Consider the following 25,061-nt stretch of genomic DNA (forward strand, 5'->3'; position numbering starts at 1 on the left):
CAAAACCTTAAATAAGCAGACAACCCCACACCCAATCTTTAGGGCGTGGGATCTAAAAACGACCAAATACTTTTGGCAGTTTAGCTTAATTTTTTAATCTTAAAGCCCATATCGATGAGTGCCAATTCTTGTTCAATGGGGGCAAGTACCGCTTGATGACTTGGCTTATTTTTAAGATATTTTTGAGCCACATACTTTAAATCATCAATACTGACTGCCAAAATTTTGGCACGCAGATTTTGTTGCCATGCCTTATCACGATGATGTAGCTCATTAAAACATGACTTGACCGCTTCACCCGCAGGTGAGCCTGGTTTATCCATACCTGCAATAATCCCTAAAATTGCCTCATGCAATTGCTCAGTATCATGCTTTGTCTGCAAAAGCCAATCGATACTTTTGTCAAAATGTGCAAAAGTCTTGGCACAATGCGGATCACGGTAGCTATAAAACCGAAATGCAGCAGCATTGCTATCAAAACTGGCACCGCTGCCATAAGCACCGCCTTTTTCACGAATAGCACCATGCAAATAACCATTTCTTAAAAATGGGGCAAGCACCATTAAAGCAGGCGTATCTTCATGCTCTGATGTTGTTGCTTGATAGGCAGCTGCATTATAATAGACATTGCTTGAGATTAGCCATGCGGTTTTTGGTTCATCTTGTTGGCATAACAACTCATCGAGTGTATCAAAAACCAGCTTGTGAGATACTTTTTGACTTGGTGCGGGTGTTTTTTTGGTGCTGATATGTTTTGAGATTTCATCTAATAAATCTGGACTTACCTGCTCTTCACAAACAAGCAATACCTGTTTTGGCAAGCTTATTAAAGTTTGGTGCAACTCACTGAGTCGATGGCATAAGGTATCCCATAGGCTGTCATCGGCTTGTGCTGATGCCAAAAATGATTTGAGTGCTACCAACGCAGGCAATCCTGAATAAGCATACTCAATGCGTGCTTGGTGGCTCATCCGAGAAGAAGCGGTTTGCATGGCGTAAGCATGCCCTGCACTTGCCAAACGAGCCTGCCAGCTACTTTGTTTTTGTTGTAACAGTTCTCGGATACGGTCTGTTTCGCTAAATACAGTCTCATTCATCACCTCACTGACCAGCTCAATGGCTTCAAGTTTACGATTCAAGGCACGGGTGGCAACCACAAAATAACTGCTCAAAGACTCTTTGTCGGTTAATTGTGTCCGCTGACTGATACGAGCGGTTACGCCAGATGAATGCGATGCTTGCACCGCCTGAAAAGTACGGGCATCGTAGTTGTTTGTTCCCACTTCCGATAACAATGTCAAATACAGCGGCAGCAGCGGGTTATTAATCACCTCATCTGCCACCTTATCGGTCAGCGGTGTGATGACTTGATAATAATATAATCCATTGGTGCCTGTATGATACAAATGCACTGGATAAGTTTCACCGTCCAAGCTTAAGGTTGTTTTGATGCCCTTGGTAAATGCCACCTCACTTGGAATATCGGTAAGTCCAACTTTTGGCAAAATACTCACATCATCAGGGGCTGCTTGCCGAGCTTTTAATTGAGCGGCTTGTGTGAGCAGATTTTGTTTATCATCATCACTAAGCGTGGCATCAAGTGCCGCCAGTGCTTGATTTTCCTCATCAACCAATCGAGCCGCTTTTTTGGTATCAGCAGACAAGGTTAAGCGTACACGGTGCGGATTGTCAATCAAATATTGGCGAATCAAATTTTGTAGCCAATTTGGTTCACCTGCCTGTTGTTTTAGCCATGCCAAATGCTCATCAATCTGCCAAACATCCAAGGGATTACCGCCATGAACTGCGGTGCTAAATGCCTCTAGCATCAAGGTCAGTCCATACGGCATACTGTCACCACCAATATGACGCTGATCAATTTCAATTTGATGCAAAATGGTTTCAATGACTTCTTGGGAAATTGGGTTGTCTGCAATTTGGTTTAATAGTGCCAAAATCCCCTTTTCTAACACTTCGGCGTGTTCAGGCTCTGAGCCACGCACCCCTGCATAAAATACCATTTGGTAATGGCTATCATCCAGCCCAAGCAAGGGACTGGGTGCAACTGCCAGCGGATGACTTTCTAAATATGCACGCAAAGGCGAACCACTGTGTTCAGCTAACACACCCTCCATCAGTCGCAGTGATAGGCGTAGGCGTGGGTCGGTAATGGTTGGCAAAAGCCATGCCAAAACATGATGGGTCATCTGTTTATCATCACTATCTGCACTGTATGTATCATACACCTGAATCGGCTGGCTTAACGGTTTTTCAATGACGCCAGTGAACTTTTTGCCTTGTGCAGGTTTTTGAATATCATCAAAATGCGACAAAGCCTCGTCATGAATTTTAGCTTGAATTTCATCAACGGCAATATTACCAAAACTCATGATAATGGCATTGCTTGGATGATAATGCGTCTGGTGAAATGCCACCAAATCCTCATGCGTCATCTTTGGAATCTGAGCAGGGTCGCCACCAGAATTATAATGATAAGTGGTCGTTGGGAATAAATGTGGCATCAAGGCATAATACAGCTGATCAATCTCGCCGCTCATCGCCCCTTTCATTTCATTGAAGACGATGCCATGATACTCAGGCTGGTTATCTTGATTAATCTCAACTCGAACGCCTTCTTGGGCAAAATCAAGCGGATGAATATTGGGGAAAAATACCGCATCTAAATAAACAGACAATAAATTAAAAAAATCTTTTTTATTTTGACTAGCAAATGGGTAAACTGTCCAGTCGCTTGCTGTCATGGCATTCATAAAAGTGTTCAAAGAACGCTTAATCATACTAAAAAATGGGTCACGCACAGGATATTTTTGAGAACCGCACAGCACAACATGTTCTAAAATATGTGCCTCACCACGAGAAGTCATCGGCTGAGTTGCAAAGCCAATCATTAATGCATTTTCACTGTTATCGCACGCCAAATGATAATGAGTCGCGCCAGTTAAACGATGGCGTGATGTCAAAACTGTGATGTCAAGTGCTTCAATGCTACGCTTGTCAATTAACTCAAAACTTGAATGAAGTGTCGTCATAAAACTGTCCAAAATTTTAACCAATTTTCATTTTAACACACTTTTAAAGACATCATCATTTCATCAGATTAATTTTTAATGCGATGAGAAAATCAGATTGGCTTATGGCGTTTGATGATCCATGTTATTTTAGATACCAGATTAATCAAAATTCTTAACCAAAATTAAACTCATCAATCAATTTGGCTTTTTATCAAATCCAAGATGATTTATGACAAGGCTTTTGATATACTAAAATTAATCAAACAACTTGGCAAACTCAGGAGAAAGTGATGTATCAGCATGTATTACTCGTAACCGACCTAAAAGATGATACCGATTTAGTCGCTCAAAAGGCCAAATGGATTTTGGATCTGCAGCCACAAGCACAGCTCTCGGTGCTACATATTGTCGAAGAAACCATGCTTGGTTTTGGTTATGAGCTGATTCCTGCATCAGCCTTGCACGAACACATTGATGATGAACGCTGCCAAACGGCTCGCATACGCTTGGCCGATGTGCTAGCACGCAATCATTTACAAGCACATCATATTAATATCAAAACCGCCATTTCAGGGCGTAAAGGTATTGTTGACTATTGCCAAGCTCATGCAGTGGACTTGGTCGTAATTGGTCGTCATAAGCGAACTGGCTTATCAGCTTGGATTGCTGGAGCGACCGCAGATAGTATTTTGCCAGATATTGACAGCGATTTATTGGTTGTACAATTAACCGAAGATTAATAACCAAAGATTAACCAGCCAAATCTAAAACATAACCGATATCCATCATCCATATCGGTTAAATTAAAATCATTTCATCGTTAAATTTCATCGTTAAATTAATCATCAAAGAGACTGTTTTATGTATGATGTCGTTGCTATTGGTAATGCCTTGGTTGACACCGAATTCACCCTATCCGATGCCGCTTTAGATGCCACAGGTTTGGCTCGTGGCAATATGACCTTAGTAGATACCAATGGTCAAAATATGCTGTTTGCCGCCCTAAATGAACAAAACCTAAAACCTGCCAAACAAGCAGGTGGCGGCTCAGCAGCCAATAGCATGGTGGCGTTTGCCGCACTGGGCGGTCGTGCTTATTATCATTGCCGTGTTGGTGGTGATGATATGGGTGATTTTTATTTGGGTGATTTAGCCAATTTGGGCGTTGCAACCGATGCCACCTACGCTGTGCAAGCAGATGGGACAACAGGCTCTTGTGTGGTATTGGTCACACCAGATGCAGAACGCACCATGCAAACGCATTTGGGTACAAGCAGTGAAATTAATACTGACAATATTAATTTTCAGACACTCAAAGACGCAAAATGGCTGTATTTAGAAGGGTATCTTGCCATGTCACCTTCAGCCACTGATGCACTAAGCCAGCTGTACGAGCATGCACGCAAAACTGGTGCTAAAGTTGCGGTGAGCTTTGCTGATCCTGCTGTGGTAAAATTTGCCAAAGAAGGGTTAAGTGCCATCTTAAACCGTGGTGTAGATGCGATATTTTGTAATGCTGAGGAAGCGGCATTGTTTGCCGATGCAGATGCCGATCCTGTCAATACACTATTAAAATACAGTGACTTGGTGGTCATTACCAATTCAGATAAACCAACCACCATTGCCTGTCGCATCGATGATCGCATTATCGAGCATCACATTGATAGCTGTGTTGTCAGTCAAGTCATCGATACCAATGGTGCAGGTGATAATTACGCAGGTGCTTTTTTATATGGTTTATCGCAAAATCTTGATTTGCCAAATTGTGGACGCTTGGCGGCAGCTGTGGCGGCAGCTGTGGTGGGTCAGTTTGGACCACGATTAAGCATCGCAGAGTATCAAACCATTAAAAAACGCACCGTATCATTGACATAAATCAATCTTCTTAAAAACCCCTTTTTAAATGCCATAAGCTAAAAAAAGGGGTTTTATTATCATGATAAACTAATTAACAACAAGCTATTTGATTGGCTCTATCAAGCAATCGCCAAAAAATTATTTGTAATAAGCATGATCTGAGATACTGTGGTCGGTATCGTCTACCACTTGGGTAAGTTCTGGGATTTGTTGTTTTAACTGTACTTCCACCCCTTGGCGTAAAGTCACATCAACCGCCGAACACCCTTGGCAACCGCCGCCAAATTTCAAAACGGCTGTTAATCCTGCTTCATCTTCAATCACCTCCAACAAATCTACCGAACCGCCATGGCTGGCAAGATTGGGGTTAATCTCTGATTGCAGCACATAATTAATACGCTCTTCAATGCTGGCATTTTCGCCCACTTGCGGAACTTTGGAATTGGGCGCACGAAAAGTCAACTGACCACCGAATCGGTCTTTATTATAATCAATCACCGCATCATGCAAATAAGGAATGCTATCAGCATCAATATGAGCGGTAAACTTGGCATAATCAATGTGCAAATCTTGGTCATCGATTTCATCAGCATGGCAATAGCTCATGCAACATTCAGCACGGGGCGTGCCTGCATGTTCCACAAAAATACGCACACCAATCCCCTCTTCTTCTTGCTTGGCAAGCAAATCAGCTAAATACTCTTGGGCGGGTTCGGTAATTTTGATATTACTGGTTAATGCTTCACTCATGGCAACTCTCTTTTGTTTAATTAATTTAATTTATTGTGTTTTATGAAACTTTTTGGCTTTTTAGCAAATCGTTTGGCTGTGGTTATGGTGCGTATTTGTCAGATGAGAATGCAAACAGCCTGCAAGCTTAAACGACCAATATCTTTTTTGGCTTGTATGCTAACATCAATTTATATGGTAACATAACTTAACTTTATCAACCCAAATTTTTTAAATTCTTGACAATTCTTGGATAAAACCATGCATTCATCGCAACAGTTTGACTATTTGATTTTTATCGGACGCTTTGAGCCTTTTCACCAAGGTCATCATTATGTCATCACGCAGGCATTAGCACACGCACGACAAGTAATTGTTTTGATGGGTTCGGCAAATTCCCCTCGCACGATTAAAAATCCATTTCGTCCCGATGAGCGACAAGCAATGATTTTAAACAGTTTTGACAAAAAAAATCGTGAACGCATTCACTGCCTTGGTATCAATGACGCCACTTATAATGATAATAAATGGCTCATTGAAGTTCAAAATGCCATTGTCAGCATCACAGCCAATACACCCAATGAACGCATTGGTATTATTGGGCATGACAAGGATGAAAGTTCGTATTATCTGGCACTTTTTCCTCAATATAAGACATTTATGGTCAAAAATTTTGAATACATATCAGCAACACCAATCAGAGAAGCATATTTTGGTGATGATAGTGCCAAAAAACAGGCAAGCTTTAGCCAACTGACTAAAGCTTGTGTTGAATTTTTAACAGCTTTTGAGCATACCAAAGCTTACCATCGCCTCAAGCAAGAGTATCAGCACATTCAAGCCTATCAAGCAGCTTGGCAGACAGCACCTTATCCACCCAACTTCATCACCAGCGATGCACTGATTGTGCAATCGGGGCATATTTTGCTTATTGAGCGTGGCGGTGAATATGGGCAAGGACTGTACGCTTTACCCGGCGGTTTTGTGGATACCAATGAAGATTTTTATCAAGCATGTTTGCGTGAAGTTCACGAAGAAACAAATCTAGATATCAGCTTGCTCAAAAACAGTCTGATAACAGCAACTTTGTTTGATGCACCCAAACGCAGCCAAAGAGCTCGTACGGTGACGATGGTGTATTATTTTGAGCTACCAAAGCAGCAAACCCTACCTGATGTCCAAGCTGGTGATGACGCAAATCGTGCCTTTTGGCTACCTTTATCCGAATTAAATGCGGTACAGATGTTTGAAGACCATTATGGCATCATCTGTCAGTTACTTAAAATTTGACTGCGATACTATACAAAGTTTAAGATGTGGTTTTTTCCACATCTTAAACTCATGCCAAAACATCAATAAACTGTACTCAGCCATACACCGCCATGAGCGATGCTTACCCAAACTTTGCAAACAACTCATTTAACGCTTCGCTCATCGTTGGGTGAGTGAAAATATAATCCCTAACCTCTTGATAAGTCAGACCCTGACGAATTGCCAAATCCATAAAGTTAATCAACTCATGGGCATTGTCACATAACAACTGCACACCCAGTATTTTATCGGTTTTGGCATCAATCACCGCTTTTAATAGTCCATCGGTTTGCTCTAAGATTTTGGCTTTGGGAATGTTGACCGCCTCTAAAACAGCCGTCTTAACGGCATGCCCTTGCTCCTTGGCAACTTGCTCGGTCATGCCAACATTGGCAAGCGGTGGATTGGTAAACACCGCATAGGCAAAAGTGCGTCCTTTTGTGGTATATGTGCCATCACCCAACACTTGACTTTTGACCACCCGATAATCGTCCAAGGAAATATAAGTAAACTGTGGACTGCCTGCCACATCACCCATCGCATAGATATGTGGCACGCTGGTTTGTAGCCTATCATTAACGGCAATGTTGCCTTTATCCGTCAATATGACGCCTGCTTTATCAAGGTCTAACCCTTGCGTATTTGCCCGACGACCTGTTGCCACCAAAATCGCATCTGCCATCAATTCCCCATCTTCGGTTACAACCATCGCATGATTGTTGGCATCATTAACCTGCTTAATTTGTTGCTTGGTTTTGACAGTGATTTGTTTGTTTGCCATAATGCCCAACAAATTTTGGCGAATGTCAGCATCTTCTTTTGGTAAAAAAGTATCGGCAGTTTCTAAAATCGTGACCACACTGCCAAACCCAGCAAAGATAAAGGCAAATTCCAACCCAATATATCCCCCACCAATGATGACCAACTGTTTTGGCAATTGGGTTAACTGCATGATACTGGTGCTGTCATGGGCAAATTTGCTGTCTTTTAGCCCATCAATGGGTGGTTGCCAATTATACGCTCCTGTATTGATATGAATGTGGTCAGCGGTGATTTTTAGAGTGTCATCAGCTGTCACCACCTGCACGGTCTTATCATCAATAAAACTGGCTTCACCTGTGATGACCGTGGCGTTATCTAATTCATTGACTTTATCAAAATTGGCTTGATTAAGCTTAGCAATCAGTTGATTTTTACGGGCAATGGCATCGCTTAATGACACATCACGCTCATGTGATAAAAATGCCAATTTTTTTGATGGAATACACCCAATATTAATGCAAGTACCCCCATACATATCGGCAGATTTTTCTACCAAGATGACCTCTTTACCTGCTTTAGCAAGGGTTTGAGCCAAAGTTTTCCCTGCTTTACCAAAACCGATGATGAGATGCTCAGTGTGGCGGATATTGTGAGAATGTGTCATAACTTACCCTTAAATATTTACCCTTAAATAAATTGCCCTTAAAAAATGAAAATAAACCAAAATGGCTGTTAAACCAAACAACTTAAAAAAACCTAAAAAACCGAACTTAAGCTAAAACCAAACCTAAGCCAAGGCTTTAGATTTTACCCAAATTGAGCATTGTTATCCAGCCAAATCATAACCAAATCACCTTTTATCAACCAATCATTAAGGTGTTCCAAACACTGTTACATAAACAACACAAGCCAATAACGCATCATGCCTATTTTAAAAATGATTGGTTGTTATAATCAAAGGGTAAGTGAATTTTTTACTGTTTTACCGTTTTTAAGTGGCTTTTTTTAAATAACGGCTTAGTTTAGCAATGTTGCCTGCTTAAAAATGCTGCCCACTTAAATCAATCATTTGACTTAGATTTGGTTAAATTTTAAATTTAAGTTAAGAATTTCAATAAAAATTGACTTATTTGTTTATCACACATGAATATAAGGATAACATGATGACCACACAAAACAATCAACAAAACGGCAAAGTTGCCATCGTAACAGGGTCTGCCGCAGGTTTGGGCAATGCCATTGCCACTCGTTTGGCAAAAGATGGCTTTAAAGTGGTGTTGCATGACATCAGCGAAGACAATTTAAAAACGGCCAAAGATGAATTTGACAAAGCAGGCTATGAGAGCATCAGCGTTGTTGGTGATGCCTCTAAAAAAGACGACCAAATCCGCTTGGTTGATGAAGCGGTCAAGGCATTTGGACAGGTAGATGTGTTTGTCAATAACGCAGGGGTTGAGTCGGTTGAGCCATTTTTGGCAATTGAAGAAAAAGAGATTGACCGTGTGCTTGGAGTGAACATCAAAGGCGTGATTTTTGGCACCCAAGCGGCGGCTGAGCAGATGAAAAAACAAGACGGCATCGGCAAAATCATCAATGCGTGCAGCATTGCAGGACATGAATCTTATGAGATGCTAAGCTTATACAGTGCCACCAAGCATGCGGTGCGTTCGTTCACCCATTCTACCGCCAAAGAACTTGCCGAGCATAATATCCGTGTCAATGCTTATTGCCCAGGGGTTGCTGACACGCCGATGTGGGAGCGTATTGATGCTGCTTTTGTTGAGCATAAAGGCTATGAACCAAAACAAGCATGGAAAGAGTTTACCCAAGGCATCTTGGTTGGTCGTCCACAACAGCCAGAAGATGTTGCCAACTTGGTGTCATTTTTAGCGTCCAAAGATGCCGATTACATCACAGGTCAAACCATACTGACCGATGGTGGCATGGTATTTAGATAATGGTGTTTAGATAATTGACAATGTGATGACTGACATAATAACATTGGCGACATTGAAAGCAACATTAAAAAAAGCATTGGGAGAGTTGCCCAATGCTTTTTGTGGATAATAAGAAAGTCATTAAAAATATTTTAATTAAACCCAGAGAGATGATTTATGACAGTACACTCAGTGAAACACTCGGTTAAAAAAACCAAGCGGTTTTTTTTGCCCATGGTGATGTCGTTGACTGCCATGATGGCATTGACCGCTTATGGCAGCCACCTGACATCACAACCCAGCTCTGCTAAAACCATACCCACCCAAACCATGGAGCATCACGCCATGAACATAACATACACCACCAAAACCATCGCCAGCCGTTATGATTTTAATGACACCGTCAGTCGCTTGCAGTCTGCTTTTAAAGAGAAAAACATGACCATCTTTGCCACCATTGACCACCAGCACGCTGCCCAACAAGTGGATTTGGACATGCAACCTGCCACAGTCATCGTTTTTGGCACACCAAAAGCAGGCACGCCATTGATGAAAAAAGACCCTCATTTTGCGTTAAAATTACCCCTGAAAGTGTTGGTTACCGAAACAGATGGTCAGGTTTGGGTCAGCTTTGAAGACACGCACGCACTGATAGCAGGCAGTCAGATTGGCTTTGATGATGTTAAAGACACGCTTGCCAATGCTGAAAAATTAATTGAAAAAACCGTAACTCAATAGTGATGTTTTAATAACTTTTAGTTTTAATAACTTCAGAATCAATCCATTACATCAGGATACGATGATGAAACACGCCGTTTTATTGGCATTATCCGTGGCAACTTTTGGCTTAAGTGCCTGCTCATTCAATGCCACCGCCCAAAATCCAACCAAAACAACTGCCATAAGCCAGCCCCCTGCCAAAGCCGTGGGTGTGTGGATTGATGTTCGTAGTGCCGAAGAGTATGCCGATGGGCATTTACAAGGGGCATTAAACATCACGCCTGACCAAATCGCAAGCCATATTGAAGCCATTGAGCCGAATAAAAACGCCCCCATCAATTTGTACTGTCGTTCTGGTCGCCGTGCTGAGGTGGCTCGTAAGACACTCTTAGAAATGGGCCATACCAATGTGGTTAACCATGGCGGCTATCAAGACTTGTATGATAAAGGTTATCGTTGATGGTTAGTAAATGCCAATAAGACAGTAAGAGCAACCATCAGCTTAGGCTGATAAAATGAGTGTGCCAGTTATTTTTTGGTGATAGTGATTTTAAAATCTAATGTATTAAAAAACAACTTTAAAAAATAACTTTAAAAAATAACTTTAAAAAATAACTTCGGCACGCCCAAAGATGGATGTGTGATGACTGCGAGCGTCATGTTTACTGTTGTAATAACTCACATCAGTTTGTAAGAATAGCCATGGTCGCCATACAGGTTGGCGATAGCCTACATAAGGTCCATAAGTATTTAGGTATACTTTTTTATCTTGGATATTACCACCCACATATAAACCATAATTCAGCTCTGATTTGCCATGCTTGACAGGCACAAAATGACGCTGAAATAAACTGCTGTGCCAATAAAGATTTTCTTCTCCTTTGTGAGTATAATGCAGCTGGCTACGACTGACCAAATCACTATGCCCAGATTGTGGCTGAGTGAACTCAAGCGTTGAAACAGCAGTATGTTCCGTATGTGAGCCATAACGATACATTTGCTCAAAACGCATCGTAATATCATGCGGCATCTCCCATTTCTTTTCGGCTTTGGCACGGATATAGACATCATTTGACCTGACGCCCAAATCTATATCAATATCTTTATTACGACGAAATTTAGACCATCTGAGTGCCAAAGAAGAGTTACTCTCTCGTGTTTCACGGCGATCGTATCGGTGATCATTAGCATTTGGCATAACTTTACGATCATCACTCAGCGCACCATCACGGGTTTCATAATCCAATGAATCATCACCAAAAACCAAACTAAGGCGATTTTCAAGGGTTGGCAATTTAATACGACCTCGCACACGAGGTTTAATTTTTATACCATCATATTTATTCCATGTGGTGTCCATCATTACTCGTAAGCTTGCCTTAGCAGGTTTTGTTGATTGATTTTCTCCAAACCATCCATCTATATTAACAGCACTATTTTGAAGCCAATCTTGAAAACCTTGATGATTTTTATCAATCCAGCCCATGGTATTGATGTCAGGTTTTATGGCATTCATGCCAGTTTTTACCTTTGGTTGTGCCAGCTCATCAACCGCCGCTTTTGCTGTTTGATTTGCCCATACCAGAGGTGTACCCGCCATTATCAGCACATATACAACAGCTATTTTACACTGCATGATGCCCTCTCTTAACTCCACCAATCAATCAAGATGCTAAATTTGGCTGATCCATAGATTTACCCCAAACCCAATAAATAACATCGCAGCACTAAACATCGCAAGGCTACTCAAGACGGGGCGTTTTGAAAATTTTTCAGCCAACGCCTTACCAGTATACACCAATAAAGTCAAATAGCTAACACTTACCATCTGTAAAATCACCGCCAACACCAAAAAGCTTAGCAATGGTTTATCATAATTTGGGTCAACAAATTGTACAAAAAACGACAAAAAGAATAAAATCGCTTTAGGGTTGGTTACGCTAAGACTGAGTGAACGATAAAAATAATTTTGTTTTTTTGGTGGCTTAATTGATAACTCTGACTTCATGATGGCTTGGCGATTTTTAAAGGTATGGTAAGCTCCGATAATCAGGCGAGTGCCAAGATAAGCCAAATAAGTACCACCAATCAGCTTGATGACATCAAAAACTTGTGGATATTGCTTCAGTATGGCACCCACACCAAAAACTGTTGCCATAATCAGTATGAGATCGCCCAGTAAAACGCCTGCAATTGCCCGCAAACCTGCTGTATAACCATGTGATGCTGATACCGATAAGCAATACAAACTGTTTGGGCCAGGTAAAACGATGACCACAACCACCGCCAAAAAATAAGTCAATAAATTGATTGTACCGAACATTACACATCCATATTAACAGCTTATCAAAATTTGCTCACTATAGCGAATTTATTTTTTACTTGCAATCATTTCGTAAATTTTAGTCATAAAAATGCCCCAAAAATTATCTAACTTTTGGGGTGATTGCAATTTTTTACAATTTTTGAGTCAATGCCAATACGGCTAAAGGCTATCGTTGACCTTGCGATTCTTGAATGGCTTGCATTTGAGCATCAATGATTGCCTGCTGTTCGGCAGCTATGGCTTTTTCATCAGAAACTTTTTTTAGGTCAATCACAAAGACCAAAACACTGTTTGGACCAATGCCAGCATTGTACATACCGTGTTCACCATATGCCATTTGGCTTGGAACATACAGCTCATATTTGCCACCTTCTTTCATCAGTTGCAAGCCTTCAGACCAGCCTTCAATGACCTGACTTAGCATAAATGGCACAGCCTCGCCTTCAGATGAATCAAATACCGTACCATCAATCAATCTGCCTTCATAAGCTGCATAAACACCATCTTTGGCCGTGGGAGATTTGCCCGTACCCTCAGTAATAACTTTATATTGAAGACCTGATGGTGTTGTCTTTACGCCATCTTTTTTAGCATTTTCAGCCAAAAACTTTTCGCCATCAGCCTTATTGGTAACGGCAGCTTGTTGTTGTTTTTGAATGGCTTCTTCGGTTTTACGCTTTTCATATGCTTGACCCAATGTCTGAATCTGCTTTTTCGTTAAAGCACTATCAACACCTGCATAGCCATCTTTAAACGCTTTGATATAAACATCGATGTCTAAATTTTCTTCAATTTTTTTCATAGACTCGCCTGCGTCATAGCCAAACACATAGCTGACTTGTTCAATCTCTGTGCTTTTATCGCTAACGACGGTTGACTTTTCGCCTGCTTTAGGCAGCGAAGCTGAAGTGTCTTTTTGACAGCCTACCAAAATCAATGTTGCTGCCATGGTGGCAACCAGTGCATGTTTTTTCATAAATGGTCTCTGCATGATTTCTATGTAATATAAAAAGTGATGTAATATAAAAAGTGTGATATAAATAAAGTTGGCTAATCATACCAAAAATTACCATCGTTTACCATGCCTTAAGTAAGGTTTTTGAAGCAGATTTGATAACAATCTTGTATCGTTCTTGTGAATATTCTTACTTATGGCTTCTTATAAAATAAGCCAAAAATCATTTAATCTCTTGGGCTAAGCGGTGTCATTTCAAAAAAAGATTTTTTCCCATTTTGCCCAATTTATCCATCTGTGCAAATTTTTGATGACAGTGTTGCTTTTGAGTATTTAGGCAGTCATCACAGTAACAAAAAACCTGCCTAAGACTTTAGACAGGTTTTTATTAGGGCTATGACAAAGTAAATTTAAATCACCTATATAGTCATCAAGCTCTATCCACCAATCTTCTTATATTTCATACGCTTGGGTGCGGCATCTGCCCCAAGTCGCTCTTTACGCCATTTTTCATATTCGCTATAATTACCATCAAAAAACTCTGGCGCTTCGTTCTCAAATGACAAAATGTGCGTACAAATACGGTCTAAGAACCAACGGTCATGCGATACCACCATGACCGTACCAGGGAACACCTGCACCGCATCTTCTAAGGCACGCAAGGTCTCCACATCAAGGTCGTTGGATGGTTCATCCAGCAAGATGACATTTGCCCCTTGTTTTAGGGTTTTGGCAAGTTGCAAGCGGTTACGCTCACCGCCTGATAAATTACCAACGAGTTTTTGTTGGTCTTGCCCTTTAAAGTTAAAGCGTCCGATATAGGCACGGCTTGGCGTGGTATACTCACCCACAGTAATCATATCAAGCCCATCTGAGACCTCCTCCCACACGGTTTTTTTATCATCCAGCTCATCTCTGACCTGCCCCACATAAGCAACTTTTACGCTCTCACCAACCTCTACTGTGCCTGTATTTGGCGTGTCTTTACCTGTAATCATGTTAAAAAGTGTGGTTTTGCCAGCACCATTTGGGCCTACAATACCGACAATTGCCATGGGTGGCACAGTAAATGATAAGTTTTCGTACAACAAGCGTCCATCAAAAGATTTTGAGATGTTATTGACCTCAATGACTTTATTGCCCAAACGAGGCCCTGGTGGGATATAAATCTCCGCCGTTTCGTTACGCTGTTGAAACTCACGAGAGTTCATCTCCTCAAAGCGTTCTAGGCGAGATTTGGATTTGGCTTGCTGACCTTTTTGGTTTTTACGCACCCATTCTAGCTCTTGTTTTAGTGCCTTGGCAAAGGCCTCTTCTTGTTTTTGCTCTTGTTCTAAGCGTTTGTTCTTTTGTTCTAGCCACTCGGTGTAGTTACCTTGGTAGGGATAGCCATAACCACGGTCTAGCTCCAAAATCCACTCAGCGACATTGTCAAGAAAATAGCGGTCATGGGTAATCGCCACAATCGTCCCAGAGTAGTCTTTTAAGAAGCGTTCAAGCCATGCCACAGACTCTGCATCCAAATGGTTGGTCGGTTCATCCAAAAGTAGCATGTCAGGCTTGGACAGCAGCAAACGACACAAAGCAACACGGCGTTTTTCACCCCCTGACAGCTTGGAGACATCGGCATCCCACGGTGGCAGGCGAAGGGCATCCGCTGCTTTTTCAAGCTGAGTATTTAGGTTGTGGGCATCCCACGCTTGAATGATGTCTTCCATTTTGCCTTGCTCGGCTGCCAATTTGTCAAAATCAGCATCAGGCTCGGCATATTCAGCATAGATTTGGTTTAGGCGTTCTAGGGCATCTAAGGCCTCACGCACACCATCTTCCACATTGCCACGCACATCTTTGGCAGGGTCAAGCTGTGGTTCTTGGGGCAGATAGCCAATTTTAATGCCTGTTGCCGCTCGTGCCTCACCGCTAAATTCTGTATCCACACCCGCCATGATACGCAGCAGCGTGGATTTGCCAGCACCATTTAGACCCAGCACGCCAATTTTGGCACCTGGGAAAAAGGACAAGCTGATGTCTTTTAAAATTTCACGCTTTGGCGGAACAAGTTTTGACACTTTGTTCATGGTGTAGATATATTGAGCCATAATAAGCCTTAATTAGTTAATTTTTGATTGGATTGAGTTAAATGATTATTGATAAAAATAGTTAAGCTAAAAAGTAAAACAAGTTAATGCTTTATTATCGCATGCTTTAGAAAGTGGGGCAAGGTTATTCATTTGATAAATATCTGAAAATGATGCCTATAGAAAAGAGGTTAAATTTTAACATTAAAGATATAATTTAACTTGACTATAATATTATGTTATAGTACTGTATAGCTCGTGTTAAATATTATTCGCAATGTGTCAGCTATCCCAACCGATTAAACCCACATTTGATAATATTGGCACAGTAAAAAGTGTTAAACGCTTACTTGACAGTGAGCAAGACAAACTTACATCATCACATACTTATCAAAATTCGGAGTATATATGAAGTTAAAAGCTATTGCTACATTGGGTGCATTGGCATTATTATTACAAGCTTGTGCAACGCCACACGTGGTTCAAACCAAAAAAATTACAGACAACGAGCTGACCTGCAGTCAAATCAAGAGCGAAATTGCTGAAGCTGAGGAATTTGAGAAGAAAGCGCGTGCCGAACGCAAAATAACTGGCAAAAATGTTGCAGCAGCAGTATTTTTCTGGCCAGCCCTAATTGGCACATACTCAAATACCGAAGAAGCAATTACTGCCGCCAAAGAACGTCAAGCATTATTGACAGATTTGTATTCAAAGAAAAACTGTCAATAATACCAAATTAGACATTTGCGGTAAAATACTAAAATAATAATCAGTATTTTACCGCAATTTTGGAGTAGATCTAATGCCAACCATCACCCACAGCCCCGATACTCAGCGTTTTGAAACGACCATTGATGGGCATACTGCGTATCTCAGCTATGCCATTATTGATGATAATACGCTAAATTATCATCATACTTTTGTTCCGCCACAGTTAGGCGGTCGTGGTGTTGGTACGGCATTGGTGAAATACGCTGTTCAATATGCCAATCAAAATAATAAAACCATCATACCAAGTTGTAGTTTTGTGGCACATTACATCAATAAGCAGCACACAACATAAAACCGAGCAATCTAACATACCGCTGATTTGCAGCTTCATTAATCAACATAATCGGTCTGATGACTTAGACATTCTCAAGTGCCTCACTGTGATTTTAAGTATCATCGATTTTAATTATTGTTAATTTTAGTGATCAAGGATTATCAAGCGTGTATATGATTGGCTAAGCTGCATTTAAGTGACATATAAGTAACATAATTTTCATTAAGTGTTGTTAATTGATGGTATAATATCATTTTATCAATGACTGATTTTATCATCATACCAACCCGTACATTAACTGATTGGTGTGTGTTAAGTGATTGTCTGATGGTCTTATAAGGCTGATTATGTGGCATCGTTCTTATCACCTTTTAAACATTAAGTTTTATCCAAACGCCAAGCCTCATCAATTGTCTAAGCGTCACCGATCGTGGTTTGGCTGGGTATTGGCGGTTTTAGCTTGGTTGATGCTACTGATGCCCATGACATCTTCACTGTGGGTGGAAAAACCAAAGATTGGTTATAATATTTGTATTAAGCTTGCCCCCATTATCAATCATATCAATCAGTCGCACCAAACCCATACTCACCTTCACCAAGCACACACGCATTTTTCAAAAAAAGACAACCAAACTCCCCATCAACATGACTGCGATATTTGTCTAAGTGCCATGTCTTTTGCATTGCCAGCGGGTGCTTTGGGTTTGTCTGGTCATATTTTACAATTCAACAGACAATTGGGCGCTTTTTATCGTCAGTTGCGTTTGCAGTTTTTATTTTTCTTACGCCCACCAAGCCGTGCTTCTCCTGATTATTCTTAATCAAATCACTCCAAAATTCATCACAATTTGTCAATCATTACATTGACAAAAGCAGATTTATTTTGGTCTATAAAACCAATTCACACAATTTTACTGAGAATAGTTATGAGCAAAAGCATCCAATCCAATCTTTCATCAAAACACAGTCAATCAACAGCGCCACAGCATTATTTACGCATTTGGCGGTGGCATTTTTATGCAGGGTTATTTGTCATACCATTTTTGGTGATTTTGGCCGGCACAGGGCTTGGCATGATTATATTATCCAATACGGTTGGCAAACAAGGTGAGCTTATCAGCGTATCGCCACAAAACACCAGTATGGCAGTATCTCATCAAGCTCACATCGCCACATCAAACATCGCTGGCGGACAAGTGACGCAATACATCGCTCCAAAAGATGATCATCATGCCGCCGCTTTTTTAGTTAAAAATCATGATACCAAAGTTGCCAACTGGGTTGCCATAGACCCCTACACGGCCCAAATCGTTGGCACACAACCGCAAAAATCTGGCTTATATCACACATTAGACAGCATTCATGGTGATTTATTGATGGGTAAAACAGGAGATTTATTGCTTGAAACAGCGGCTTCTTTAACCATTTTATTAATCATCACTGGCATTTATCTTTGGTGGCAAAAACGCAAAAGTGTGATAAAAATGCTGACCGTACAAGACACCAAAACAAAACGCAACTTATGGCGTGAAATACACGCAGTTTTAGGCAGCTGGACTGCCATTGTGTTGTTATTTTTTTGTATCACAGGCTTGGCTTGGGCTGGGATTTGGGGAGAAAAAATCATGCAAGCATGGAATCAGTTTCCTGCTGGCAAATGGGGCGTAGAACCTGTACCTACCTCCAGTTTACCCGTTGATACTGCTCATGATGACGCATCATACCAGCAACAAAATACAGCAGATACACCCCATCATGCCACAGATATCTCAGCACCCACACACGGTGATGCTCTTAATGATGGCACAAAACAAGTGCCCTGGGTACTTGAAAAAACCCCCATGCCAAGCTCCACGCCCACATCAAACGCATGGCAAATGACGCAACCAGACATTGATTTTATTGATAACATGGCTAAAAACATGGGCTTTGTGGGACGATATCAAATCAACTACCCCAAAACACCAACAGGCGTTTGGAGCATCAGCCAAGATTCGATGAGCTATGACAGCCCCAATCCAACCGCTGACCGCACAGTACATATTGACCGTTATTCTGGCGAGGTATTGGCAGACATTCGCTACCATGACTATTCAGCATTTGGCAAGTTTATGGCGGTTGGTATTGCACTGCATATGGGGACAGCAGGAATTTTTAGTATTTTGGCAAACCTCTTATTTTGCTTAAGCGTCATTGCCATTTGTATCAGCGGTCTTGTGATGTGGTGGCAACGCAGACCCGCCACCAACCTGCATAAAAACAACAAATCCGCTTTACCGATGGGCTTAATCCCCCCAGCCAGTCAAAAAAACATTCCCATTTGGTGGGGTTTTGGTGGGGTGTTATTGTTAATTTCAGCACTCTTTCCCATGGGGTTGTTTGCCATCTTGGTTATCGTCATTTTAGATTGGCTCATCATCAGCCGAGTTCCATTATTAAGTAAACTATTAAAATAACCAAGCCTGACAATATCGTTTATCATATAAAAAGTGGCCTTAGCTTAATTGGCCACTTTTTATTATTTTTTGTCATTAATAACCAGCCTGACTGACATTATCGATCATCAGCCACCATCACGGTCATACTCACAGCAGTCGCTGCTGCCATCTTAGTTGTTGTATCTGGTTTTTGATCTCATCACCGATACTCATATGGGCATGATTTGGCTGATTAACATGGCATAATTTACACAGGCACATCAAATTATTTTGGCTATTATTCTGTTTTACGCCATCAATATGATGCACATCGGCCAAATGCTGATACCCAGATAAGTTAACGCCACAGACTTGACAAAGATAGTCTTTGCTTTTTTTAAAATTACGACTTATTGTCGACCAATCTTCTGTATAACCACCCTTATTTTGTCCCACATATTCGGGCAATTTGGTAAATTTGGTCTGATAATCACCATTAAAAAATGCCAAAAAGTCAAAATTTTGCCTAAAAATTGCTGGTGTTTTGATTGATAAATAATCATTATAATTAAGAATTTTTAAACAATTATGACATGGCATCAGCTTGGTTGTATGTGTATCGCCAACATTATTAACAATTTCAAATAAGCCATTTTGATTTTTATTAATGTGATAACGATTCAACCGACCATTGTTAGCCATATCATCAAGTGTCTTACATTGGGTAAAATGTACTTTTTTACCTACATTCAAATCACCATTTTTAACTTGATCAAAACTATTCCCATAGCCATGGTCAGGAATAAATAACACGACTTTTCTGCCATGATAGGCAAACACACCTGTTTCATCAGTCGCCAGCTCAGATAAACTATCAATCTGCACTCCCTTTGGTGTGGCAAGCTTCGTATCTAACTGTAAATCAAGAGGGCCTCTTGGCTGAAGCTTAAATTCAACAAGATGATCAACCATCCTTTTGGTGTTATTTATCAGCTCATCAAATACATTAGTTTTCTTCATAAGAACTCTTGCTTATTTTTTGTATTTGTTCATCGGCATTGGTCAAAATACGAAAAGTCACTCTTTTTGATGCACCAGCATTCTCTAGCCCAGACTCATTTTTGATGGTTTTGGCAGAAGATAAGCCCACTGCTGCCAAATGTGTCTTTATCCATGGACGATACTGACTGACCTCAGGTATGGCATAAGCAAATTGTAAAACGGTACGGGTGCGGTCTTGTGATAACCGCATGTTCTCAAAGTAAGCAATATCAGCATCCACTCCCGCCGCCCATTCGCTGCTGGTATGACCCTCGATACGGATTTCGTTAATGCTATCTTTATAGCGGTCGATGACTTTGATATAGCGTGGGAAAAAATCAGATAAAATTTCTTTATAATTATCCTGCAAATCAGATTGACCTGTTTTAAATAAAATATCAGGAGACAAAAATGAGATGGTTAATGTATCTTTATCTATCTTTGCTCCCCATTTGGGCAAATCGTCTGCAAATTCGTGTAACAATGCTTTATAAATTTGCTCTTGGGTATCCTGATATTCTTCAGCGATTTGCCGCACTTGCAAAATTAAGCTGATGGCAATGAACAAAAATAACACCATTAATCCACTCATCAAATCTGATATGGGCAACCACTGAGTACTCTCTTCTGATGACTGTCTTGAAGACGGCACACTTAATCTCATCTTGTTTATTATTGTCATCGCATTGGTCTTCCGTGACGAATGATATTATTCATATGATTGACCAACTCTTTATAATCTTTGGTAAATTGGCTTGTCATACTAATTAAGGCGCTACCCATTTGCTGCAAATCTGACTCAATTTTTTTGGCTTCAGCGGTATTAAAATTATTAATTTGACCCTCTATGCTGTCACTGATGTCCTCTAAGGTTTGGGCAGCGATATTTGATAACTGATTCATCTGCTCTTTGATACTGCCGGCGTGCTTTTCTGTGATATTTTTGATATCAATCTCAAGTTGACCAACCAGCCGCTCCAGTGTGTTTTTTAGCTCTTGAGTGGTGCTTTGCATGATGCTAGGCTGTGCTTTGATAGCTTGATGAATCTGATGAAACTGTTCGGTCAGCTTTTGGCTGGCATCATCCATGCCCTGAAGCATGGTATCGATTTGCTCACTTAAGCTCGGTAGAGCAGCAACTGCCTTATCTTTCATATCAGCAAAAGCAGCCAAGTGATCATACAAAGTATCAATTTGCGTATGGCTCAACTCAATAGCAACGGCAAGCCTTTCCATAGAATCTGGAATGCTCTGAGCATGATGTGCAATATGTGATAAATTATCATGAATATTGTCAATGGCTTGTTGTGTTGCTGCAACAGCATTGGTATGATTTTGATACTGAACCTGCATTTGTTCAAGCTGTTGTTTATAATTTTCTTGCCATTGAATCAACTCAAAGACGGCATGATTTAACTGCTTAAAGTTTTCCCAAACTGTTCGGTTAGCTGATGATTAAAGTCTTTGATAAGCTGATTGAGTGCCAAAATCACCTCTTCGGTGGCAGATTTGGTCAGAATTTGGGCAGTTTTCTCAAGTTTATCCCACAAATTAGCAGCAAATTGCTGATTATTTTGTTTGACATATTCATGATGCGTGGTTAATGCTTGTAACAACTCTTCATGAATAACAGCGGTCTTTTTTTGTGTGTTGGTTTGCTCTGTAAGATGGTGTTCAATAAATTTAAGTATATTGCTGGCATCCACTTGGTCTAAATCAAGATTTTCGCTTTTATCTTGATGAATAGATGCCCAAATTTTTAGGATAATTGATAATAATAACCCCGTCACGCTAGTAATAAAGGCGGTTTTCATGCCCGAGATGATGTCATTGATATGAGATTTGATATCACTATCATCAAAGGCAAGTAAAGCCAATACAATACCAAAAAAAGTTCCCAAAATGCCGATGGATGTCAGCAATGTGGGAATACTGTCGATAAAATGCCTAGGTTTATGACCATCATCACGACCGACAGCAACCCACCCTATGATAAATAACCCTAACATGACCAACAAAAATGCCATATTAATAGGTGCCGTGATGACATCAAATAAAAGTGCAAAAGTAGACATAATTCACCTTAATCCGAGTGCTTAATTGTGGGTATCTTATCACTAATCTTGTGATTCATGAGATAGCATTTCTGCCTGATGAGACGGTATTTTTACTTGGGGGTCGCTCGGTACTCGATGCCAGTGGGTGCGTGCCCCCAGTAAACCACTTTCACTATTTTTGGCTTCTTGCTGTAGATGCTTTGCATAATACGCCAAATCCTCTTCTGTATTATAATCATCATAAGGGTTATGTTTGATATGATCAGACATATAATCAAGGCGTTTTTGATAAATTACCTCACGATACTGTTCAAACTCTGCCAGCTTATCATAATAAGGTTTAAGTTTAAGGTTTAGCCCCTCAATCTCTTGGGTCAAATAGGTCATCTGTTTTGCCAATTTAACCAAATTTTCATCATACTCTAAATGTGCATCTTCCAACGCTTTGATTTGCTGCTTATGATAAGCAATAGACTTTTGGATATGCTCATAGGTTTTTGTTCCCTCTAGCGTATAATCATGCTCTGATCCTACAACTTTAACCTTTAAAATATCCAAATCCCTTTGGACTTGTTCAAGCTTAGCAAGCCGTTCTTCTTCATATTCCTGACGACCATTCTGCTTGCTTTTGTATTCTTTATCGATGGCTTGCAGCTCATCACTTAACGCCTGTTTTTCATGACTCCATTTATAATAATTTTTACCATACTTTGCCAAATAAGCCTGCTCTTGTGCATCTATTTCTGCCAATGCCAATTCTGTTACTTCTTGATTATACGCACGGTTATGAAACTCTGCATGTGAGTCTTTATATTCTTTGGCACGCCCCAAAAAATAAGCTTGCTGAGCCATATGGTCTGATTTTTCTTTATCTCGTTTTTGTCTTTCTTGAGACTCATATTCAGAAATATTGTTATTATACCTGACCATCATGGCTTCAAATTCAGCAGGAAATGCTGTTGTGGTAGGTAAAAGGCTACTGCTTCGCTCGGTAGGGTTTAAATATTCATCAAAAACCCCTCGCTCGTATTTTAGCCATTTTTCTTGTAGAATTTCTGAAAAATAAAGCTGTACAGATTTGGTCTGAAAAAACTTACCTAAAATCAAAATTAAGCCCAAACCCAGTAAGAAAAAATCCACTGCTTGTTTAACTTTTTGATAGGCGGAGTCTTTTTCTAACTGCTCAATGGCTCGTTCACGAAATAATGGACTGTCTTTGGCAACCTTAATCCCAAGTGCTGTTAATACACCTTCATCTAATGTCTTGTCATTATACCCAATGATGACATCCTCAATTTTCTTTTCTTTGTCATTACGATCTTTGATGAGTGTCTCTAATTCTGCTTTATGCTCAAGGATTTCATTTTCCAAATTTTGGGCAATAGGACCTTTGCCTCGACCTGTACCACGCCCACCACTAATTTCAGTATCCAATTTGACACGCAGGCTATTAATTTTCTCTTTTTTGGCACGAATTTCATCATCAATTTTACCGATGATCTCATTTTTAGCAGACTCAATACTCTGTTCGTATTGCTCAAACTGTTTTTGTTCAATATCGGTTTTAAATAAAATTTGTGTTAAAAATGGTGCGGTAACATACAAAGAGCCAAGAATAATAGCCAAACGGCACACCAAGAATAGATAAATTTTAAGGCTTCTTAAATAATACCAAAAACCCTGCACCTTACCCACAAAACCAGAAGACGCTTGAGGCTTTTCAATATTGTGAAGATATGGTAATAGCTGTCTTTTATGTTTATCTTCTAAAAAATCGGCTGTAATCATTTGCCGATCAAAAAATAGCAACGCAAAGCCAACAAAGCAGCCCAAGCCAATTCTACCCAGCCATGGGTTATCATGAGTAAAAGTACTGCCCAAATGCCCCCATGCAAAACCCTCAGCAAATGCAGCCATAAAAACAAGAACCGAGATAATGGTCAAATAACTTGCTGCCCCTTTGGTTAAAAGCTTATCATAGTACACTTTTAAAGTCAGCCAATACCAAAAACGCAACAAATACTGGGTTTTTTATTGATATTTGCTAAATTATCGGGGGGGGGGACTTGGTTCATTTTATATCATCTCCATGATGTTAACTGTCTGGCTTATCCATCAAAACCCGCCCAATATCGGGTGAATTTGGTAAATTTTTGCCAACAAAATAGGGGTATTTTTAAGTTAAAAAGATTAAATTAAGTTTTTCGAGGATTGTATAATCAATGCTTAATTAAAATAAAAAAAATAATCAATCAAGGTTGGTTAAGAAAAATTAAGCAAGCCAATAGCGTATTATCGCACGCTTTAATTCACCAATCAAGACAAAAAGCTTAGTATCACTTACAATTAAGCAATACATCAGTTAGTATATTTCGTACATTGATTAATCAATACAGTCATCAATAAATAGTCGTCAATAATCAATAAATAGTCGTCAATAAATAGTTAATACATCTGCTAAAGAATATGCTAAACTTGTGCCATCATCTTGCTTATTTTGGAGTTCATATGAGTAGCCTTACCGCCGATCAGGTCGCCCTTCAACTTGACAGCTTACCAGGATGGTCGCTTGATGGTCATAGCTTGGTTAAAACTTATCATTTTAAAAGCTTTGCTGATGCCATAAGCTTTATGGTGCGTGTGGCATTTTATGCTGAAATACTAGAACACTACCCCATTTGGGAAAATAATCACACCAGCATTTTGGTACGCATCGGTACAGCTGACCAGCATGCCGTTCAAAGCCGTGATGTCCAATTAGCCAAGCGGATGCAAAGTGCTTTTGCTGCCTAAT

23 protein-coding genes are annotated in these 25,061 nt (G+C 40.3%); 11 read left to right on the forward strand and 12 right to left on the reverse strand.

Features of this window, described 5'->3' with window-relative positions:
- Positions 1-80: 80 nt before the first annotated feature.
- A complete protein-coding gene (locus HMPREF2573_RS06245) occupies positions 81-3,050 on the reverse strand; it encodes an insulinase family protein (RefSeq protein WP_070472932.1) in 2,970 nt (989 codons plus the stop codon).
- Between the two features lie 272 nt (positions 3,051-3,322).
- Here HMPREF2573_RS06245 and HMPREF2573_RS06250 point away from each other — a divergent pair, with 272 nt between their 5' ends.
- On the forward strand, positions 3,323-3,772 hold the full coding sequence (locus HMPREF2573_RS06250; protein ID WP_003658675.1) for a universal stress protein: 450 nt from the start codon (positions 3,323-3,325) through the stop codon (positions 3,770-3,772).
- 121 nt (positions 3,773-3,893) lie between these two features.
- Complete coding sequence (locus tag HMPREF2573_RS06255) at positions 3,894-4,907, forward strand: adenosine kinase (RefSeq protein ID WP_003657074.1); 1,014 nt, start codon at positions 3,894-3,896, stop codon at positions 4,905-4,907.
- Positions 4,908-5,027: 120 nt separating this feature from the next.
- Here the strand turns inward: HMPREF2573_RS06255 and nfuA are convergent, their stop codons facing one another.
- Positions 5,028-5,639, reverse strand: a complete 612-nt coding sequence (nfuA, locus tag HMPREF2573_RS06260) for a Fe-S biogenesis protein NfuA (RefSeq protein WP_003657076.1) — start codon at positions 5,637-5,639, stop codon at positions 5,028-5,030.
- A gap of 240 nt (positions 5,640-5,879) precedes the next feature.
- Here nfuA and HMPREF2573_RS06265 point away from each other — a divergent pair, with 240 nt between their 5' ends.
- Positions 5,880-6,908 carry a bifunctional nicotinamide-nucleotide adenylyltransferase/Nudix hydroxylase gene (locus HMPREF2573_RS06265; protein ID WP_003657078.1) on the forward strand — a complete coding sequence of 343 codons (1,029 nt, stop codon included), beginning with the start codon at positions 5,880-5,882 and terminating at the stop codon, positions 6,906-6,908.
- Between the two features lie 103 nt (positions 6,909-7,011).
- Here the strand turns inward: HMPREF2573_RS06265 and HMPREF2573_RS06270 are convergent, their stop codons facing one another.
- Entirely contained in the window at positions 7,012-8,355 is a 1,344-nt protein-coding gene (locus tag HMPREF2573_RS06270; RefSeq protein WP_004463459.1) for an FAD-dependent oxidoreductase, read from the reverse strand.
- A gap of 499 nt (positions 8,356-8,854) precedes the next feature.
- Here HMPREF2573_RS06270 and HMPREF2573_RS06275 point away from each other — a divergent pair, with 499 nt between their 5' ends.
- The 3 genes from HMPREF2573_RS06275 (at position 8,855) to HMPREF2573_RS06285 (ending at position 10,808) form a co-directional block, all read left to right on the forward strand.
- Positions 8,855-9,649, forward strand: a complete 795-nt coding sequence (locus HMPREF2573_RS06275) for an acetoin reductase (RefSeq protein WP_003657080.1) — start codon at positions 8,855-8,857, stop codon at positions 9,647-9,649.
- A gap of 156 nt (positions 9,650-9,805) precedes the next feature.
- A complete protein-coding gene (locus HMPREF2573_RS06280; protein ID WP_083297499.1) occupies positions 9,806-10,366 on the forward strand; it encodes a DUF302 domain-containing protein in 561 nt (186 codons plus the stop codon).
- A gap of 64 nt (positions 10,367-10,430) precedes the next feature.
- On the forward strand, positions 10,431-10,808 hold the full coding sequence (locus HMPREF2573_RS06285) for a rhodanese-like domain-containing protein (RefSeq protein ID WP_004463463.1): 378 nt from the start codon (positions 10,431-10,433) through the stop codon (positions 10,806-10,808).
- A gap of 144 nt (positions 10,809-10,952) precedes the next feature.
- Here the strand turns inward: HMPREF2573_RS06285 and HMPREF2573_RS06290 are convergent, their stop codons facing one another.
- From HMPREF2573_RS06290 to ettA, 4 genes are all read right to left on the reverse strand, one after another.
- A complete protein-coding gene (locus HMPREF2573_RS06290) occupies positions 10,953-11,948 on the reverse strand; it encodes a hypothetical protein (RefSeq protein ID WP_003657083.1) in 996 nt (331 codons plus the stop codon).
- 72 nt (positions 11,949-12,020) lie between these two features.
- Entirely contained in the window at positions 12,021-12,671 is a 651-nt protein-coding gene (leuE, locus tag HMPREF2573_RS06295) for a leucine efflux protein LeuE (protein WP_003657084.1), read from the reverse strand.
- Positions 12,672-12,840: 169 nt separating this feature from the next.
- Complete coding sequence (locus HMPREF2573_RS06300) at positions 12,841-13,650, reverse strand: FKBP-type peptidyl-prolyl cis-trans isomerase (protein ID WP_003665494.1); 810 nt, start codon at positions 13,648-13,650, stop codon at positions 12,841-12,843.
- Positions 13,651-14,066: 416 nt separating this feature from the next.
- Entirely contained in the window at positions 14,067-15,728 is a 1,662-nt protein-coding gene (gene ettA, locus HMPREF2573_RS06305; protein ID WP_003658683.1) for an energy-dependent translational throttle protein EttA, read from the reverse strand.
- 387 nt (positions 15,729-16,115) lie between these two features.
- On the opposite strand from ettA, the gene HMPREF2573_RS06310 reads away from it, so the two are divergent.
- The 4 genes from HMPREF2573_RS06310 (at position 16,116) to HMPREF2573_RS06330 (ending at position 19,208) form a co-directional block, all read left to right on the forward strand.
- Positions 16,116-16,436, forward strand: a complete 321-nt coding sequence (locus HMPREF2573_RS06310) for a hypothetical protein (protein WP_003657087.1) — start codon at positions 16,116-16,118, stop codon at positions 16,434-16,436.
- 73 nt (positions 16,437-16,509) lie between these two features.
- Positions 16,510-16,770, forward strand: coding sequence for a GNAT family N-acetyltransferase (locus tag HMPREF2573_RS06315; RefSeq protein ID WP_003657089.1), 261 nt, complete (start codon positions 16,510-16,512; stop codon positions 16,768-16,770).
- A gap of 329 nt (positions 16,771-17,099) precedes the next feature.
- Entirely contained in the window at positions 17,100-17,573 is a 474-nt protein-coding gene (locus HMPREF2573_RS06325) for a hypothetical protein (RefSeq protein ID WP_003657091.1), read from the forward strand.
- A gap of 105 nt (positions 17,574-17,678) precedes the next feature.
- On the forward strand, positions 17,679-19,208 hold the full coding sequence (locus tag HMPREF2573_RS06330; RefSeq protein WP_003658686.1) for a PepSY-associated TM helix domain-containing protein: 1,530 nt from the start codon (positions 17,679-17,681) through the stop codon (positions 19,206-19,208).
- A 129-nt stretch (positions 19,209-19,337) separates the two neighbouring features.
- Here the strand turns inward: HMPREF2573_RS06330 and HMPREF2573_RS06335 are convergent, their stop codons facing one another.
- From HMPREF2573_RS06335 to HMPREF2573_RS06350, 5 genes are all read right to left on the reverse strand, one after another.
- A complete protein-coding gene (locus HMPREF2573_RS06335) occupies positions 19,338-20,189 on the reverse strand; it encodes an HNH endonuclease signature motif containing protein (RefSeq protein ID WP_003657094.1) in 852 nt (283 codons plus the stop codon).
- On the reverse strand, positions 20,176-20,790 hold the full coding sequence (locus tag HMPREF2573_RS06340; RefSeq protein WP_003657096.1) for an OmpA family protein: 615 nt from the start codon (positions 20,788-20,790) through the stop codon (positions 20,176-20,178). Before HMPREF2573_RS06340 ends, HMPREF2573_RS06335 begins: the two co-directional genes overlap by 14 nt.
- Positions 20,791-20,888: 98 nt before the next feature.
- On the reverse strand, positions 20,889-21,605 hold the full coding sequence (locus HMPREF2573_RS09615) for a hypothetical protein (RefSeq protein WP_227542842.1): 717 nt from the start codon (positions 21,603-21,605) through the stop codon (positions 20,889-20,891).
- Between the two features lie 17 nt (positions 21,606-21,622).
- The gene (locus HMPREF2573_RS09620; RefSeq protein WP_226889949.1) at positions 21,623-22,285 is read right to left on the reverse strand and encodes a MotA/TolQ/ExbB proton channel family protein; all 663 of its coding nucleotides are present in this window, start codon (positions 22,283-22,285) and stop codon (positions 21,623-21,625) included.
- A gap of 42 nt (positions 22,286-22,327) precedes the next feature.
- A complete protein-coding gene (locus HMPREF2573_RS06350) occupies positions 22,328-24,286 on the reverse strand; it encodes a DUF4407 domain-containing protein (RefSeq protein WP_038519006.1) in 1,959 nt (652 codons plus the stop codon).
- A gap of 489 nt (positions 24,287-24,775) precedes the next feature.
- Between HMPREF2573_RS06350 and HMPREF2573_RS06355 the strand changes: the two genes are divergently transcribed.
- The gene (locus tag HMPREF2573_RS06355) at positions 24,776-25,060 is read left to right on the forward strand and encodes a 4a-hydroxytetrahydrobiopterin dehydratase (RefSeq protein WP_003657103.1); all 285 of its coding nucleotides are present in this window, start codon (positions 24,776-24,778) and stop codon (positions 25,058-25,060) included.
- Position 25,061 lies beyond the last annotated feature (1 nt).

It is taken from the genome of Moraxella sp. HMSC061H09, assembly GCF_001809255.1.
In the GTDB taxonomy this organism is placed as follows: Bacteria; Pseudomonadota; Gammaproteobacteria; order Pseudomonadales; family Moraxellaceae; genus Moraxella; species Moraxella catarrhalis.

Coding starts and splice junctions, on each gene's coding strand:
- HMPREF2573_RS06265 (WP_003657078.1), top strand. CDS start 5,880: ATGCATTCATCGCAACAGTTTGACTATTTGATTTTTATCGGACGCTTT.
- HMPREF2573_RS06335 (WP_003657094.1), bottom strand. CDS start 20,189: ATGAAGAAAACTAATGTATTTGATGAGCTGATAAATAACACCAAAAGG.
- HMPREF2573_RS06255 (WP_003657074.1), top strand. CDS start 3,894: ATGTATGATGTCGTTGCTATTGGTAATGCCTTGGTTGACACCGAATTC.
- HMPREF2573_RS09620 (WP_226889949.1), bottom strand. CDS start 22,285: ATGTCTACTTTTGCACTTTTATTTGATGTCATCACGGCACCTATTAAT.
- HMPREF2573_RS06355 (WP_003657103.1), top strand. CDS start 24,776: ATGAGTAGCCTTACCGCCGATCAGGTCGCCCTTCAACTTGACAGCTTA.
- nfuA (WP_003657076.1), bottom strand. CDS start 5,639: ATGAGTGAAGCATTAACCAGTAATATCAAAATTACCGAACCCGCCCAA.
- HMPREF2573_RS06340 (WP_003657096.1), bottom strand. CDS start 20,790: ATGGTGTTATTTTTGTTCATTGCCATCAGCTTAATTTTGCAAGTGCGG.
- HMPREF2573_RS06275 (WP_003657080.1), top strand. CDS start 8,855: ATGACCACACAAAACAATCAACAAAACGGCAAAGTTGCCATCGTAACA.
- HMPREF2573_RS06290 (WP_003657083.1), bottom strand. CDS start 11,948: ATGGCGGGTACACCTCTGGTATGGGCAAATCAAACAGCAAAAGCGGCG.
- HMPREF2573_RS06245 (WP_070472932.1), bottom strand. CDS start 3,050: ATGACGACACTTCATTCAAGTTTTGAGTTAATTGACAAGCGTAGCATT.
- HMPREF2573_RS06270 (WP_004463459.1), bottom strand. CDS start 8,355: ATGACACATTCTCACAATATCCGCCACACTGAGCATCTCATCATCGGT.
- HMPREF2573_RS06325 (WP_003657091.1), top strand. CDS start 17,100: ATGTGGCATCGTTCTTATCACCTTTTAAACATTAAGTTTTATCCAAAC.
- HMPREF2573_RS06330 (WP_003658686.1), top strand. CDS start 17,679: ATGAGCAAAAGCATCCAATCCAATCTTTCATCAAAACACAGTCAATCA.
- ettA (WP_003658683.1), bottom strand. CDS start 15,728: ATGGCTCAATATATCTACACCATGAACAAAGTGTCAAAACTTGTTCCG.
- HMPREF2573_RS06300 (WP_003665494.1), bottom strand. CDS start 13,650: ATGAAAAAACATGCACTGGTTGCCACCATGGCAGCAACATTGATTTTG.
- HMPREF2573_RS06315 (WP_003657089.1), top strand. CDS start 16,510: ATGCCAACCATCACCCACAGCCCCGATACTCAGCGTTTTGAAACGACC.
- HMPREF2573_RS06310 (WP_003657087.1), top strand. CDS start 16,116: ATGAAGTTAAAAGCTATTGCTACATTGGGTGCATTGGCATTATTATTA.
- leuE (WP_003657084.1), bottom strand. CDS start 12,671: ATGTTCGGTACAATCAATTTATTGACTTATTTTTTGGCGGTGGTTGTG.
- HMPREF2573_RS06285 (WP_004463463.1), top strand. CDS start 10,431: ATGAAACACGCCGTTTTATTGGCATTATCCGTGGCAACTTTTGGCTTA.
- HMPREF2573_RS06250 (WP_003658675.1), top strand. CDS start 3,323: ATGTATCAGCATGTATTACTCGTAACCGACCTAAAAGATGATACCGAT.
- HMPREF2573_RS06280 (WP_083297499.1), top strand. CDS start 9,806: ATGACAGTACACTCAGTGAAACACTCGGTTAAAAAAACCAAGCGGTTT.